Raw genomic sequence first — 15137 nt, 5'->3', positions numbered from 1 at the left:
AGCGCCCCCGCCTTGCAGGCGGGGGCGCTTTGGTTTCGTTTGGGGGGAGGTGCTACAACAGCTCTTCGCCGGCCAGGGCCAGGCGCGAGCGCTCGACGCTCTTCAAGGTGTCTTATGAAGAGCTGGCCGGCATGGGGCCAGCTCTTGACGGTACTGTAGTGACGGTGTTGTAGGGAGCGTACCACCGCCGCCATGCCATGTCGGCTCTCTAGACGCCAGCGCCCCCGCCTTTTCGGGCGGGGGCGCTTTGGTTTCGTTGGGGGGCGCTTTCGTTCCGCTGGGGGCGCTTACAACAGCTCTTCGCCGGCCAGGGCCAGGCGCGAGCGCTCGACGCTCTTCAAGGTCACATGGCCGGCATGGGGCCAGTTCTTGAAGTTCTGAACCACTGCGGCCATGCCGCAGGTATTGGCGGTGAGGTAAGGGGTGTCGATCTGGCCGACGTTGCCCAGACAGACGATCTTGGTGTTGCGTCCCGCTCGGGTGATCAGGCTCTTCAACTGCTTTGGCGTAAAGTTCTGGGCCTCGTCGATGATCAGGAAGGTGTCGTTGAGGGTGCGTCCACGCATGAAGCCCGGCGCCCGGATCTGTACGCGTGAGCCCAGCAGTTGGCGCGTGGCGTCCTGGTTCCAGGTTGAGCTTCCGTCATGCTCGTCGCGCAGCAGGTTGTCCATGTTGTCGTGGAAGGCGCCCATCCAGGGCGACATCTTTTCCTCTTCGGTGCCGGGCAGAAAGCCGATGTCCTCGCTCATGGAGATCGGCGCTCGGGTGAACACCACCCGTTCGAAGCGCTTGGTATCGAGGGTCTGCTGGAAGGCCGCGGCCAGGGTCATGAAGGTCTTGCCGGTACCGGCACTACCGGCCACCGTGACCAGGTCCACGGCGTCGTCCATCAGCAGGTTCAAGGTGAAGTTCTGCCGGCTGTCGTGGGCGTGTACCCCCCAGACGCTGGCGCCGTGGCGATAGTTGGTCAGAAGCTCCAGGGTGGCCTGGTGGGGGGCGAGTTCGCGCACGATGGCTTCGAAGCTGGCCTCGCTGTCGGCGTCGGACACCAGCATGCCCAGGTGCCAGTGCTGGGGAATCTCGCCGCTCAGGCGATAGATGACACGGTCATGGTCGCGCTCGACCTTGACGTCCAGCGCCATGGCGTCCCACAAGCCACGGCCGGCGTCCTCATACACAGCGACACCGTCGGTCATGGCGTCGGAGTCATCGAAGGCGCGATCGGTCAGGTAGTCCTCGACCGGCACGCCGAGGGCGGCGGCCTTGACCCGCAGGTTGATGTCCTTGGTGACCAGGATCACCGAGGCGTCGGGGCGCTCCTGACGCAGTCGGCAGGTCTCGCCGAGCAGACGATTGTCGGGGCTGTCTTCCAGGTTGTCGGGCAGGGTGAGGTCGGAGTAGCAGAGCAGTCTCAGTCGGCCATCTGGTCCGCTGACGCGGGTGATGGGAATACCTTGGCGTATCTGGTCGATGTCGACGTTGGCGGTCAGGTCAGAGAGGGTCCGGCTGACTTGCCGGGCGGTGCGGGCGATTTCGCGGATGCCATTCTTGTGCTTGTCGAGCTCCTCGAGCACGGTCATGGGGATAACCACTTCGTGCTCTTCGAACTGGTAGAGGGCGCTGGGATCATGGATCAGTACGTTGGTGTCCAGCACGTACAGTCGGGTGGCCTTCTTGTCGATGCGTACCATCGGCACAGCTCTCCTGATTGTCACCTTGGGCGTCAACATGACGCCTTGATGTCGACACTCTCAGCGCGCGATGTCAGGAATGTGACAGCCGCCAAGGTGTCGGATTGCACACGATAGGCTCCTCCTGTGGCCATGAAACGGTTCTCAACCGATTCTCAACTGGTTCTCAATCGATTCTCGAACCCTTGGGCGGGTTGGCCGTTCCTTGCAGCTTGTCCCGCTGTGGCGCAAGACGTGCTGCCAACGGCGCTTCTTTACATTGGACCCTGATTCGGTCCAGCGGTGCCCTTGAGTCAAGCATGGACGATGACAAAAATGCTGCAAGGGCGAAGTGTCAACGCTGCGCTATCAGGTCAATTCTTCGGTCAACCTTCCCGCTCACGCCAGGCCGGTCCTCTGCGATTCGGCCGCGACGGACTTATCCCCCGAGATGACGGTCAGGACCGAGCCCGCCAGCTTTCGTGCCGCACAGGCCCGGGCCGAAATGCTGCGGCGCTCAGGGTGCGATCATTACCCTGTCCTGGTCGAAGGCCACCGCCCAGGTGCGCAGCGAGACGCTGTCGTCTTCCACGCAACTGCCGTCCTTGAGGCGAAAGTGCTGCTTGTACAGGGGAGAGGCCACCACCGGCTCTCCCTGGATGTCGCCGACGATGCCTCTGGCCAGCACATTGGCCTTGGCGATGGGGTCGTGGTGGTCGATGGCGAACAGTTCCGGGCTATGCCCGGGCAAGTAGAACAGCGCCACCTGGGCGGGGCCCTCGGCGCTGTCGATCCAGGCGGCGACACCGGAGAAGGGCACCAGGTCGCTGCGCTGGCACAGCGGTATCCAATCCAGCGAACGGCTGATGGAAGAAGCGGTCATGGAAAACTCCTTGTGGCGTTGTTGGCAGCCCGTCTCGTGACGTGGTGTCGGTCACGAGGGCGGAAACGGTGGTTGGCTCAGGCTGGGCGGAGCTGACCGCGCTCCTCGGTGACGATGATGTCCGGGTCGGGGCGGCTGTCGTTGACGTAGCTGCGAAAGCGCTTGAGCTTGTCCGGATCGGCCAGGGCGCCCGCCCACTCGCACTCGTAGGTATCGATGACGTGCTGCATCTGGCGTTCGAGCTCCTCGCCGATGCCTAGACTGTCGTCGAGCACCACCGCCTTGAGGTAGTCGAGGCCTCCCTCGAGGTTTTCGCGCCACACAGAAGTCCGCTGCAGTCGATCGGCGGTGCGTACGTAGAACATCAACAGACGGTCGATGGCCTGGATCAGGGCCTGGTCATCCAGGTCGGTGGCGAACAGCTCCGCATGACGCGGACGCATGCCGCCGTTGCCGCAGACGTACAGGTTCCAGCCATGCTCGGTGGCGATGACGCCGATGTCCTTGCTCTGGGCCTCGGCGCACTCGCGGGTGCAGCCGGACACCGCAAACTTGAGCTTGTGCGGCGAGCGCAGTCCCTTGTAGCGATGCTCGAGTCGCAGCGCCATGCCGACGCTGTCCTGGACGCCGTAGCGGCACCAGCTGCTGCCGACACAGGATTTCACCGTGCGCAGCGACTTGCCGTAGGCGTGTCCGGTTTCGAAGCCAGCGTCGATCAGTTCCTCCCAGATGGCCGGCAGGTCTTCCAGGCGCGCGCCAAACAGGTCGATGCGCTGGCCACCGGTGATCTTGGTGTAGAGGCCGTACTTCTTGCCCACCTGGCCCAGCACGATCAGCTTGTCCGGGGTGATCTCACCGCCGGCGATACGCGGCACCACGGAAAAGGTGCCGTTCTTCTGCATGTTGGCCATGAAGGTGTCATTGGTATCCTGCAGCGGGATATGCGCCGCGTCGGTGATCGGCTCGTTGAAGCAGGAGGCCAGGATCGAGGCCACCGCCGGCTTGCAGATGTCACAGCCGAGACTCGGGGCCCCATCGTCCAGGATGGTGCCGTGTCGGGTCATCAACTCGCTGAAGGTCTTGATGCCTTCGACCCGGACGATATCGAAGAGCTGCTGGCGGGTGTGGGCAAAGTGCTCGCACAGGGAGGTGTCGACCTCCATGCCGCGGGCCGCCAGTTCATGGTCGAAGACGTTCTTGAGCAGCGCCGCACAGCCGCCGCAGCCGGTACTGGCCTTGGTCGTCCCCTTGACCGCGCCGAGGTCCTCGCAGCCGGCGTCGATGGCGGCGCTGATGGCGCCCTTGGTGACGTTGTGGCACGAGCAGATGATGGCACTGTCCGGCAGGGCGTCCGGGCCCAGCGCCGGCGCCGGTTCGCTGGAGGGCACGATCAACGAGGCGGGGTCCGCCGGCAGATCCAGGCCATTGGCGTAGTACTGCATCAGGCTGTCGTAGGCGGAGTTGTCGCCCACCAGCATGGCGCCGAGCAGCCGTTTGCCGTCACCGGAGACCACCAGCTTGCGATAGACCTGCTGGATCTGGTCGAAGTATCGGTACTGCTTGGCGCCTGGATGGCGGTTGGCGTGGGCGTCGCCGATGGCCCCCACGTCGACCCCCATCAGCTTGAGCTTGGTGCTCATGTCGGCCCCAGTGAAGGTCGAATCGCCACCGCACAGCGTGTCGGCCGCGGCCTTGGCCATCTGATAACCGGGGGCGACCAGGCCGAAGATGCTGTTGTTGTACAGCGCGACCTCGCCCACCGCGAGGATGGCGGGATCGCTGGTCAGGCAGCGGTCATCGATCACCACGCCGCCACGTTCGCCGATCTCGAGCCCGCACTCGCGGGCCAGCTCGTCCCGGGGGCGGATACCGGCGGAGAACACGATCAGATCGGTCTCCAGCACCTTGTCGTCCTGAAATACCATGCGCAGGCGGCTGGCTTCACCGGGGACGATCTCGCGGGTCGCTCTTTCGGTCAGCACCTGGACGCCCAGGCCCTCGATCTTTTCCTTGAGCAGTTCACCGCCTTGCTCGTCCACCTGCATCGGCATCAGACGCGGGGCAAATTCGACCACCGCGGTGTCCAGGTCGAGGCCGCGCAGGGCGTTGGCGGCCTCCAGTCCGAGCAGTCCGCCCCCCACCACCACGCCGGTATTGGCGGTGGTGGCGGCGGCGCGAATGGCGTCGAGATCGTCCAGGGTGCGGTAGACCAGGCAGCCCTCGCGATCATTGCCGGGAATCGGCGGGACGAAGGGGAAGGAGCCGGTGGCCAGCACCAGACGGTCGAAGTCGAGGTAGCCAGCGTCGGTGTGAACGCGCCGTGCATCGCGATCGATGGCGGTGACCGCCTGGTGCAACTTGAGCTCGATGCCGTGCTCGGCGTAGTAGTCGGCGGTGGAGAGCGCCAGGGACTGGGCGTCGCGGCCGCTGAAGTACTCCGACAGGTGCACTCGGTCGTAGGCCAGATGACGTTCCTCGCCGAACACCACGATGCGGTAGCGGCGGTGCTGATCACGTTCGACCAGCTGCTCGACCAGGTGGTGACCGACCATGCCGTTGCCTACCACGACCAGGGTGGGGCGGGTATCCGCGGCGTTGCTGTCGAGAGCATTGTGTGCGGCGAGATTGTGCTTTGTGCTGGACATCAGGCGGCATCCTGTTCGGTGGTCGATGAGTCGGTGTCGGTGGTGGCGTCGTCCGCCAGCAGGGCCTCGGTATCGGCCTGGCCCAGCAGCAGCGAGTGGCGCACTCGGTCCAGTCGCTGGCCTTGCTCGGCGAGCCGGAATAACCAGGGGCCCATGCGGGTATCGCCGTAGAGCACGGCGCCCTCGAGTCGGCCGTCGCGCAGCAGCAGTCGGCGGTATTCCCCCTGGTCGCGGTAGCTGAGGACCTCATGTCCGTCCTCGGCCTCGGTGGGGCCGAAGGCGTACAGCGAGACGCCGGAAACCTTGAGCTTGGTGGCGCAGGCGCGTTCGTGGTAAGGCGCCGAGGGCTCGCCGCACAGGCGACTGGCCAGTACCTCGACCTGATGCCAGATCGGCTCCACCAGACCGTAGGTGGTGTCCTCGAACTGGCAGCATTCGCCGAGGGCAGAAATGTCGGGGTCCGAGGTGGCCAGGGTGTCGTCGACGACGATGGCGCGATCGCAATCGAGCCCCGCATCCCTGCCCAGCTCGGCGTTGGGGGTGATGCCGGCGGCGATCACCACGCAGTTCGCCGGCAGCAGGCGCTCGTCGTCTTCCAGGCGTACGCCGACTACCTGGCCGTGCTCATCGCCGACGATCTCGGCCAGCCGCGCCCCGGTCTTCAGACGGATGCCGCGGCCTTCGATTTCGCTTGCCAGCATGGTGCTGGCGGTGGCGTCCAGCTGCCGGTTCATCAGGCGCGGTGAGCGTTGCAGCACGCATACCTGCATGCCTCTGGCGGCGAGGCCGGCGGCGGCCTCCAGGCCCAGCAGGCCTCCACCGACCACCACCGCCGCGCCGCCAGCCTTTGCTGCTTCGGCCAGGCGCGCCGCATCGTCCAGGTCGCGGAAGCCTGATACGCCCGTCAGCGTGATGCCGGGGATCTGTGGCATGGCGCTGCGCGAACCCAGCGCCAGCACCAGATGGTCGTAGGGGATCACCTCGCCGTCGTCGCACTCGACCAGGCGCCGGGTACGATCGATCCGTTCCACCCGCGCGCCCAGGCGCTGATCGACCGTGACGTCAGGGTCATGCGGCGGTGTCAGCGTCAACCCATCCTGCTCGACATCGCCGGCCAGCCAGCTCGACAGCAGAATGCGGTTGTAGGCCGCGTGCGGTTCGGCGCCGATCACGGTGATGTGTCGTGGGGCACCACTCTGGGCCGCCAGGGTCTCGATCAATCGATGCGCGGCCATGCCGTTGCCGACGATCACCAGGTGGGGAAGACGTGCGTCATCAGACCTCGCCGGCGAAGACGAGCCGGCCTGGGTCATTTCGGAACGGGACCTTGAGTCAGGCAGGCCAGAGGAACGGGGCCTGGAGTCAGAAGGACCAGTGGAATAAGGCATCGCATGGGCTCCAAAAACGCCAAAGACGTCTCTCACACCTCCGGCGTCGGAGGGTGAAGAGACGTCTTTGTCTAGTGTCGGTGCGATCGCCGTTGACCGCCGCCGGCATTCGCCGGCACTTGCTACAGGCTATCCAAGTTTCATGCCTGTTTTACGTTTTGTGCAGGTAAAACAGCCTGTTGGTGCAGGCCCTGGCGGCGGGCTGCAGCACCGATCAGGCAGGGTTCAGGGCGTGTCGGCACCGTACTGGTGCGTGGCGGCGTCGTAATGCACAGCGCTGTAGCACTCCTCCAGGGTGGCGGTGTCGAGCTGTCGCCCGCGAGCCTCGAGCAGCGGCGACAACCGCTGGATCAACCCCTCGAAATCGGCTGTCAGTGGACGCAGTCGCTCACCGATGCAGGGGTAGCCCGGGGCGGCTTCCAGCGGCAGTTCGTCGAGATGGCCTACGGCTTCATCGAGGTAGGGGGGCAGTGCCAGCCAGGCCAGGGTCTGGCGTCTGGCCTCAGGCGCCTTGTCCAGCCACAGGGCGGCGGCCTGGAGGGCGCGCAGCAGCGCGGACAGGGTATTCGGGTAGCGCCGAGCCCAGGAGGCCGTCACCCCCAGCACCTTCTCGGGATGCGCCGGCATCAGTTCCGCACCGCTGGCCACCACTCGACCCACCTGACGATGCTGGGCCAGGCTGCCCCAGGGCTCGCCGACGCAGAAGCCATCGATCTCGCCTTCGCGCAGGGCGTCCACCATGCGCGGGGGCGGCAGCGCGACCAGTTCGACCTCGCTGTCGACGTTGATGTCGCCGCGAGCCAGCCAGTCACGCAGCAACAGGTGCTGGCAGGAGTAGGGGTAGACCATGGCCAGGCGTGGCCGGGTGCCTTTTTTCAGCGAGGCCTTGAAGCGTCGGGCCAGTTCGCTGGCCGCGCCGAAGGCGCCGGGCTCCCCGCTGTGGACCGAAGCGCCGACCGCCTCGGCCAGGCGGCGAGACAGCACCAGCGTATTGCCCTGGCGGCTCAGCACCGCGGCGGCCAGGGTGTCACAAGGCGCGCGGGACAGCCCCAGGCTCATGGCCAGCGGCATCGGCGCCAGCATCTGGGCGCCGTCAAGCAGGCCGGCGGCGACCTTGTCGCGCAGGGTGGACCAGGCGTTCTCGCGTGACAGGCTGACCTCGACCCCCTGGGCGGCGAAGAAGCCTCCTTCCCGGGCGATGATCAACAGCGCAGCATCCAGCAGCGGCACGAATCCCAGGGTCAGGCTGGCGAGCTCGGGTGGATGCGGCGCGCCAGTTCTGGACGTGCTGGCCGCGTCAGAAGACAGCGATGGACTCATGATCCCTTCTCCAGTGGCTTGAGGATGTCGATGACGTTCTGGGCGACCTGTGCGATGCGCTGGCCGCGGTCCATGGCCAGCTTGCGCAGCATGCGGTAGGCCTGTTCCTCATCGCAGCTCTGATGCTTCATCAACAGGCCCTTGGCCTGTTCGATGCGCTTGCGGTCGGCGAGCTGATTGCGTGCCTTGTCGAGGTCGCGGCGCATTCCCTGAAAGGCTTCGAAGCGGGCGATGGCGACATCGATGACCGCCTTGACGCGGTTGGCCGCCAGACCGTCCACCACATAGGCGCTGACGCCGGCCTTCACCGCCGCCTTGAGCGATTCGGGGTCGTGCTGGTCGGCGAAGAACACCACCGGTCGAGGGTTTTCCCGCTGCAGCAGCGCCATGCTCTCCAGGGTGTCCCGGTCAGGCGATTCCATGTCGATGATGACCACGTCGGGTTGATGCTGCTGCACCATGTCGTTGAGGCTGGCCGGGCTTGACAGTCGGCAGACCACCTGGTGTCCGTCCAGCGCAAGCGCCTCTTCGACCATGGCGGCGCGCACTATCTCGTCGTCGACCAGCAGGACCTTCAAGGTGTCGTGTTCGGGCATGGGCGTGGCTCGATGATGCTGTCGCTCGATAGAGCTCGAGTCGACGTGATGAGGGGTGCACCTTGGGTGCCTCTGCACCTGTCAGCGCAAAAGGCGTTCCATTTTCGATCTTGTCGTTTTCTGTCAGGGAGATAACCCCCTGCAAAGCCGCCGCCGAGCCCCCGCAGATATACCGGGCAGGCACTCGCGCACCGAAAGGGTGCGTAAACGGTGGCCTTTATCGTTCGTTGTGGTGCGAGCCTGGGGGCTGTCAGACGTCTTCTCGCCACCATCGCCTGGGTAAACGGCAGAAAAAAACGTCGTGGCTTCAATTGGCTGGCACAGGCATTCCACACTGCAAGGGGCGATTGCGGTGTTCTGGCACAGGGTTTGCTTTGGTTACTGGCAAAGCTAGTGCCGTTGTTGGTGCCATGGGCATCACTCAGCCGAGCCAGATGACTAAGCCGAGCCAGATCGCTAGGCCGAGCCAGATCACTAGGCCGAGCCAGGAAGGGTCCCGACGCTGGTGGCGGCGTGGGCCGGTTCGACAAGTCGTCCGCAACGGGCGCTAGCACACACGAAATCCAGCGCGGGATTTCATCCGGCAACGACGCCCATCTCCTCGAGCCTCGCTCGACGGGATGGGCGTCGTGCGTTTTTGGGCCGCAGCAAGACCCGACCGATCAAGGCCCGGCCGCTAGCGGAGCGATGATCTGCCGATGAGATGCCGACGATATGCCAAGGCAGCAAGATGGCCGACAGGAGAGCGCGATGACCCGGACGGATAGCGACAGCACGGAGATCGACAGCGGTGTGGGCGGCGAGGCCACAGGCACCACCTGTCCCTACTGCGGGGTCGGCTGCGGCGTCGAGCTACGTCGCGATGGCGAGGCGGTTACCCTCAAGGGCGATCGGGATCACCCGGCCAACTTCGGGCGCCTGTGCGTCAAGGGTTCGGCCCTGGCGGAGACTCTGGGCGGCCAGGGGCGCTTGACGCGGCCCAGGGTGGACGGTCGCGAGACCGACTGGGACAGCGCGCTGGACGCCGTCGCCGAGCGTATGGGAGCGATCGCCGAGGGCAGCGGTCCAGAGGCCATTGCCGGCTACCTGTCCGGGCAGCTATTGACCGAGGACTACTACGTCGCCAACAAGCTGTTCAAGGGGTTTCTCGGGACACCGCACCTGGATACCAACTCGCGGCTGTGCATGGCGTCGGCGGTGGCGGCCTACAAGCGCACCCTGGGCGCCGACGCCGTCCCCTGCAACTACGAGGACCTGGAAGAGGCCGAACTGGTGGTGCTGGTGGGGTCCAATCTGGCCTGGAATCATCCGGTGCTGTATCAGCGGCTGCGTCTGGCCAAGACCCGCAATCCGCTGATGCGGGTCGTGGTCATCGATCCTCGGGTCACCGATAGCTGCGAGATCGCCGATCTGTACCTGGGGCTGCGTCCCGGCAGCAACGCTTTGCTGTTCAATGGCCTGCTGGCCTGGATGGCCCGTCGCCAACGGCTCGATGAGGTCTATCTGAAGCGCCATGTGGACGGCGCCGAAGAGACAATTGCCGCCGCCCTGGACGAGGCCTCGGACATCGAGGCGGTGGCGGCGGCCTGCGATCTCGACGCCGAGCGCCTCGAGACCTTCTACTACTGGTTTGCCACCCAGCTGCACGTTGTCACGCTTTACTCCCAGGGGGTCAACCAGTCGACCAGCGGCACCGACAAGTGCCAGGCCATCCTCAACTGCCACCTGGCCGGCGGCAAGATTGGCCTGCCCGGCGCCGGCCCCTTTTCCATCACCGGCCAGCCCAACGCCATGGGCGGGCGCGAGGTCGGTGGGCTGGCCAACCAGCTGGCCGCCCATATGGACTATCACACCCCGGGCGCCATCGAACGGCTGACCCGCTTCTGGTCGACCGAGGCGCTGGTGCCGACACTGCCCCGGGAGCCTGGCCACAAGGCGGTCGAGCTGTTTCAGGCCGTCGAGCGTGGCGACATCCAGGCGCTGTGGATCATGGCCACCAATCCCCTGGTGAGCCTGCCGGATGCCGACCGGGTGCGCCGCGCCATCGAGCGCTGTCCGCTGGTGATCGTGTCGGAGTGCATGGCCGACACCGACCTGGTGGAGCTCGCCGATATCGTGCTGCCGGCCAGCGGCTGGTCGGAAAAGGACGGTACTGTCACCAACTCCGAACGGCGTATCTCGCGCCAGCGCGGGCTCCTGCCGCCGCCTGGCGAGGCCCGCCACGACTGGTGGATCCTGTGCCAGGTGGCCGAGCGCCTGGGCTTCGGTGAGGCCTTCGCCTACCGCCACCCCTGCGAGATCTTCGACGAGCATGCGCGCCTGTCGGGCCTCGACAACCAGGGACGGCGGGCCTTCGATATTTCCGGCCTGGCGGGGCTGTCCCGGGTCGAGTACGACGATCTCGCACCGATCCAGTGGCCGGTGACGGCAAGCGCACCACGAGGCACCGCGCGGCTGTTCGAAAACGGCCGCTTCTACACCGAGAGCGGCCGGGCACGGTTGTGGCCGGTGAACGCGCGGGCGCCGCGCCAGGCGCCTGACGCCGACTATCCGCTGCGGCTGAATTCGGGGCGGGTGCGCGATCAGTGGCACACCATGACCCGTACCGCCAGGGCCAGCCGACTGATGAATCACCGCTCCGAGCCTTTCGTCGAGGTCCATCGGGATGACGCCGAGGCCCTGGGGTTGTGTGACCAGGGGCTCGCCAGGATCCGCTCGCGCAGCGGCGAGATGCGCGCCCGCGTCAGGGTCTCTGCCGCCCAGCGCCGTGGGGAAGTGTTCGTGCCCATCCACTGGACACCGCGCTTCAGTCACTCGCCACTGGCGGGGAGCCTGTTCGCCCCGGACGTCGATCCGCTTTCTGGCCAGCCGGAGACCAAGCATGGCGCGGTGGCGGTCACGCCGCTGCAGCACGCCTGGGAGGCGACCCTGGTGGTTTCCCGGGCACTGGCCCAGCAGGGACCACCCGAGGGTTCGGGCCTGGCCGCGCGGGTGGTCGAGGGGACGAACTACTGGACGCGGGTCCCGCTGGCCTCGGCGGAGCGATGGCAACTGGCCGGTGAGCCGATCGAGCCAGGGGGTGTTGAGAAAGCGGGCGTCGAACGCGACTGGCTCGACTGGGCCGCACGCCAGTTGCCGGGGGAGCTGGGCCCGGTGGCCCAGGACCCGGCCAGTGGTCGCTGGCGCCTGGCGGGGTTCGAGCAAGGACGCCTGTGCTGGTGGCTGATGGTTGGCCCGGTCAGCGAACTGCCGGGGCTTGGCTGGCTGTGCGAGCGCTTCGACGAGGCCGCGCGTGGCGAGGCCATGGGTCAGCAGCATCGGCGGCGAGTGCTGGCGGCCTGTCATGACGGCGCCGCCGACCAGGGGCCGATCGTGTGCAGTTGCCATCAGGTGGGGCGCACCCCGATCCAGCGGGCGATTCGTGCCGGCGACGACAGCGTCGAGGCGCTCGGTGCGCGATTGGCCTGCGGCACCCAGTGCGGCAGTTGTATTCCCGAATTGAAGAGTCTGGTGGAAGAGGAGAAGAGCCGTGGTCGCATCGAGCGCGCACAACCCCAGTCGGCCTAGAGACCGGCAGGGTCACCTTGCTGAAGCGGGGACGAAGCCTTGGCTGGCACGTCGTCTGGACGGGCTGTCGATGCTGCTGGGGCGACTGGCAGGGCAAAGCCAGCATTGGGCCGACCGGCTGGCTTCCCTGTCCGCTGCCAGCGGCGCTGGCCATCGGTCAGGCGGCGCTGTTGGCCGGGTCGCGCTGGTGGGGGCTGGCAGCGGCGCGGGTGAACTGCTGACGCTCAAGGCGCTGGATCGGATCGAACACGCCGACGCGGTGGTCTACGACCGCCTGGTGGGGCCCGAGGTACTGGCGATGATTCCGGCCGGTGTCGAGCGCCACTATGTCGGCAAGGCCAGGGGCCACCACAGCGTCGATCAGGCGCAGATCGGCACCCTGCTGGTGGCGCTGGCGCGCCAGGGCAAGGCGGTGGTGCGCCTCAAGGGCGGCGATCCGGGCATCTTTGGACGCCTGGGGGAAGAACTCGACGCCCTCGACGAGGCCGGCATAGCGCGTGAGATCGTGCCCGGCATCTCGGCGGCGGCCAGCGCCTGCGCCGCCATGGGGATTCCGCTGACCGATCGCGGCCACGCCCAGAGTCTTCGCCTGATCACCGCCCAGCAGTGTCGCGAGGGGGGCGAGCCGGACTGGGCATCGCTGGCCCGACGCGACGAGACCCTGGTGTTCTACATGGGGCTCAACAAGCTTGGAGCGATTACCCGTGGCCTGCGTGTCGCAGGCCTGCCACAGGACTGGCCGGTGATGCTGGTGGCCAACGCCAGTCTTCCTGAGATGGCCTCGTTGGTGGGCACCCTTGGCGATATCGATCAGCGCCTGGCGGAGAGCCCCCTGCCATCCCCCTGCCTGATCATCGTCGGCGGCGTGGTGTCGCGGGTAGCGGCAGGCGCGGCGGCAACGGCTGCGTTGCAGACTTCACAAGGGGCCAGCGGCGCCAGTCGCTAGTCGCTGGCGACCTGATCGCCGCTCAGGGTTCAGGCTCTGCCTTCAACGTCGACGGAGCCTCTGACCGGGCAGCCTCTTGAAGCATGTCTCTCAGCGCTGATGCGGCGGCGGACAGCGGCGCACGGCGGCGGTAGAGAATGCCGAGCCGACGTGGCAGGCATGGCGATACGAGGACACGGTGGTCCAGGCCCACCGGGGAGATCAGGCGCAGGCTCAGGGAGGGCAGCACACTGATCCCCAGTCCCGCCGCCACCATGCGACCCACCGTGGCGAGTTGCCCCGCTTCGCACTGCAGGTCCAGCGATCCTCCGATGTCAGCCATCACTCGATCGATCTCCTGGCGAGAGCTGGATTGGCGGTGAATGCCGATGAACGGATGATCCATCAAGGCCCGCCAGGGGACCCTGTCCAGCGCCAGCAGGGGATGCCCCAGGGGGCAGATCACCACATTGTGGTCAGAGACGATCGGTTGAAAGTCCAGGTCATCGGCGCCCTGGGGCTCGACCGACAGGCCGAAGTCAGCACGTTCTTCCCGAACCAGAGCGGCGACCTCATCGGCGAGAACGTCATGCAGGCTCAGCTTGATCTGAGGATAGCGGCGGCGAAAGTCGGCGATGACACCGGGCAAGAGCCCGCCGGCCAGGGTCGGTAGTGCCGCGACGGTGATCTTGCCGCGGCGCTTGGAGAACGTGGCTTCCAGGTCATCGAGCGCATCTTTCCAGTCACCCAGCAGGCGCAACGCCACCGGAAGAAAGTCTCTGCCTTCAGGCGTCAGCACCAGCTGACGAGCGTCGCGGCTGAACAGCAGACCACCTACCTGGGATTCCAGATTGCGCAGGGCAATGGAGATCGCCGGCTGTGAGCGATGCAGTCGTTCGCTGGCCTGGGACAGCGAGTGAGACTGGGCCACGGCGACGAAGGCCTGCAACTGCTGGATGCTGGGTTTCATAAATTTATTAAAACGTTTCCAAAAAACTATTCAATAGTCAAAAGGTGGTGTCGGGACCATGCTCAGGGTGTCGCCTTCCCACAGAGACAGGCGAATGGCTCGTGGCGGCGTTGGTCCACAGCGCCGGTCCACTGTTCGGTTCCGCGAGCCCTGCAACACGGTCAACAACAACATGCCCTTTGAAGGGCTGGAGAACGCCATGAACCGCCGAGTGACCCTGTGCGCGGCCGCCGCCGCGATGATCGCCACATCCTCCGTCTACGCCCAGGACCGATTGCTGATCGGCTCCACGTCCAGTTCCTCAAGCCATTACGGCTACTTTGTTGCCGTCAACCAGATCATCAACGAGCACCTGGAGGGCGTCAGTTCCTCGGTGGCCGAGACCGGCGCCACGGTCGACAACTTGCGTCGCCTGAGCCGCGATCAGGTCGACATGGGGCTGGTCACGACCAACACCGGCTATCAGGCCTATTCCGGCACCGGCGAGTACGCCTCTCGGCCGGTCGATACCCGTCTGTTGTGGGTCTACACCGTGGCGCCCCAGAACGTGGTGATGCGCCAGGACGCCGGCGTCGAGGATCTCGCCGGTCTGGACGGCGTTCGCTTGAACCCGGGGATTACCGGATCGTCCACCGAGGCGACCTCCGAGGCGGTATTCGCCACCCTCGGCATCGAGCCAGACTATGTTCGTGGGTCCACCAGCGACGTGGTGGACTCGATCAAGGATGGGCGCATCGCCGGCTACGTAAAGTCTGGCGTCGGCGAACGCCTGGACGGTTCCAGCCTGGATATCGCGACCTTCACCGACGTCGCCGTGCTGTCGCTTGATCAAGCCCAGGCCGACACACTGCGCGAACAGATGCCGGAACTGGCGGTGGTGGATATCCCGGCGGGTGCTGCTGAAGACATTCCTGGTTACACCACCTGGGCGTTTGGCGTCGCGGTCCATGCCTCTCCGTCACTGGACGAGCAGACCGCCTATGAGATCGTCAAGGCGGTGATGGAGAACCCCGAGCCTCAGGTCAACGCCTTTGGCGCTCTGGAAGGTGCCGATATGGCGCAGATGACCCTGACGGTCGGTAGCGTGCCGTTGCACGCCGGTGCCGCTCGCTACTACGAAGAGCAAGGGCACGCGATTCCCGAAGCGCTGACCCCCGCCGACTGATCGAGGCC

At 66.0% G+C, this 15137-nt stretch carries 10 protein-coding genes; 3 read left to right on the top strand and 7 right to left on the bottom strand.

The window, feature by feature from the left end:
- Positions 1–287 precede the first annotated feature (287 nt).
- The 6 genes from KUV74_RS01390 to KUV74_RS01365 all read right to left on the bottom strand — a co-directional run bounded on the left by KUV74_RS01390 (position 288) and on the right by KUV74_RS01365 (position 8502).
- Positions 288–1691 (bottom strand): PhoH family protein, encoded by a 1404-nt coding sequence (locus KUV74_RS01390; protein WP_124802560.1) that lies wholly within the window; start codon positions 1689–1691, stop codon positions 288–290.
- A gap of 496 nt (positions 1692–2187) precedes the next feature.
- Positions 2188–2553 (bottom strand): nitrite reductase small subunit NirD, encoded by a 366-nt coding sequence (gene nirD, locus KUV74_RS01385; protein WP_108450113.1) that lies wholly within the window; start codon positions 2551–2553, stop codon positions 2188–2190.
- A gap of 77 nt (positions 2554–2630) precedes the next feature.
- The gene (nirB, locus tag KUV74_RS01380) at positions 2631–5198 is read right to left on the bottom strand and encodes a nitrite reductase large subunit NirB (RefSeq protein ID WP_222515461.1); all 2568 of its coding nucleotides are present in this window, start codon (positions 5196–5198) and stop codon (positions 2631–2633) included.
- Positions 5198–6511, bottom strand: coding sequence for an NAD(P)/FAD-dependent oxidoreductase (locus tag KUV74_RS01375; RefSeq protein ID WP_222515460.1), 1314 nt, complete (start codon positions 6509–6511; stop codon positions 5198–5200). Before KUV74_RS01375 ends, nirB begins: the two co-directional genes overlap by 1 nt.
- Positions 6512–6811: 300 nt before the next feature.
- Entirely contained in the window at positions 6812–7906 is a 1095-nt protein-coding gene (locus KUV74_RS01370) for a CmpA/NrtA family ABC transporter substrate-binding protein (RefSeq protein ID WP_052704484.1), read from the bottom strand.
- A complete protein-coding gene (locus KUV74_RS01365; protein ID WP_045994380.1) occupies positions 7903–8502 on the bottom strand; it encodes an ANTAR domain-containing response regulator in 600 nt (199 codons plus the stop codon). The genes KUV74_RS01370 and KUV74_RS01365 overlap by 4 nt, the downstream gene beginning before the upstream one ends.
- A 750-nt stretch (positions 8503–9252) precedes the next feature.
- On the opposite strand from KUV74_RS01365, the gene KUV74_RS01360 reads away from it, so the two are divergent.
- Together KUV74_RS01360 and cobA are read left to right on the top strand one after the other, a co-directional pair.
- Positions 9253–12069 carry a nitrate reductase gene (locus KUV74_RS01360; protein ID WP_222515459.1) on the top strand — a complete coding sequence of 939 codons (2817 nt, stop codon included), beginning with the start codon at positions 9253–9255 and terminating at the stop codon, positions 12067–12069.
- Between the two features lie 70 nt (positions 12070–12139).
- Entirely contained in the window at positions 12140–13015 is an 876-nt protein-coding gene (gene cobA, locus KUV74_RS01355; RefSeq protein WP_222515458.1) for a uroporphyrinogen-III C-methyltransferase, read from the top strand.
- A gap of 22 nt (positions 13016–13037) precedes the next feature.
- Here the strand turns inward: cobA and KUV74_RS01350 are convergent, their stop codons facing one another.
- Complete coding sequence (locus tag KUV74_RS01350; RefSeq protein ID WP_124802546.1) at positions 13038–13964, bottom strand: LysR family transcriptional regulator; 927 nt, start codon at positions 13962–13964, stop codon at positions 13038–13040.
- Between the two features lie 199 nt (positions 13965–14163).
- Between KUV74_RS01350 and KUV74_RS01345 the strand changes: the two genes are divergently transcribed.
- Positions 14164–15129 (top strand): TAXI family TRAP transporter solute-binding subunit, encoded by a 966-nt coding sequence (locus KUV74_RS01345; RefSeq protein WP_124802544.1) that lies wholly within the window; start codon positions 14164–14166, stop codon positions 15127–15129.
- Positions 15130–15137 lie beyond the last annotated feature (8 nt).

This window comes from Halomonas sp. DP1Y21-3 (assembly GCF_019801245.1).
GTDB classification, from domain to species: Bacteria; Pseudomonadota; Gammaproteobacteria; order Pseudomonadales; family Halomonadaceae; genus Halomonas; species Halomonas litopenaei.
Note: the sequence above shows the minus strand (reverse complement) of the source record. Positions and strands in the feature narration are given on the sequence as shown.

Excerpts from the sequence above, each read along its gene's own strand:
- KUV74_RS01390 (WP_124802560.1), bottom strand. The coding sequence starts at position 1,691 with ATGGTACGCATCGACAAGAAGGCCACCCGACTGTACGTGCTGGACACC.
- KUV74_RS01365 (WP_045994380.1), bottom strand. The coding sequence starts at position 8,502 with ATGCCCGAACACGACACCTTGAAGGTCCTGCTGGTCGACGACGAGATA.
- nirD (WP_108450113.1), bottom strand. The coding sequence starts at position 2,553 with ATGACCGCTTCTTCCATCAGCCGTTCGCTGGATTGGATACCGCTGTGC.
- KUV74_RS01345 (WP_124802544.1), top strand. The coding sequence starts at position 14,164 with ATGAACCGCCGAGTGACCCTGTGCGCGGCCGCCGCCGCGATGATCGCC.
- KUV74_RS01350 (WP_124802546.1), bottom strand. The coding sequence starts at position 13,964 with ATGAAACCCAGCATCCAGCAGTTGCAGGCCTTCGTCGCCGTGGCCCAG.
- KUV74_RS01360 (WP_222515459.1), top strand. The coding sequence starts at position 9,253 with ATGACCCGGACGGATAGCGACAGCACGGAGATCGACAGCGGTGTGGGC.
- KUV74_RS01375 (WP_222515460.1), bottom strand. The coding sequence starts at position 6,511 with ATGACCCAGGCCGGCTCGTCTTCGCCGGCGAGGTCTGATGACGCACGT.
- cobA (WP_222515458.1), top strand. The coding sequence starts at position 12,140 with ATGCTGCTGGGGCGACTGGCAGGGCAAAGCCAGCATTGGGCCGACCGG.
- nirB (WP_222515461.1), bottom strand. The coding sequence starts at position 5,198 with ATGTCCAGCACAAAGCACAATCTCGCCGCACACAATGCTCTCGACAGC.
- KUV74_RS01370 (WP_052704484.1), bottom strand. The coding sequence starts at position 7,906 with ATGAGTCCATCGCTGTCTTCTGACGCGGCCAGCACGTCCAGAACTGGC.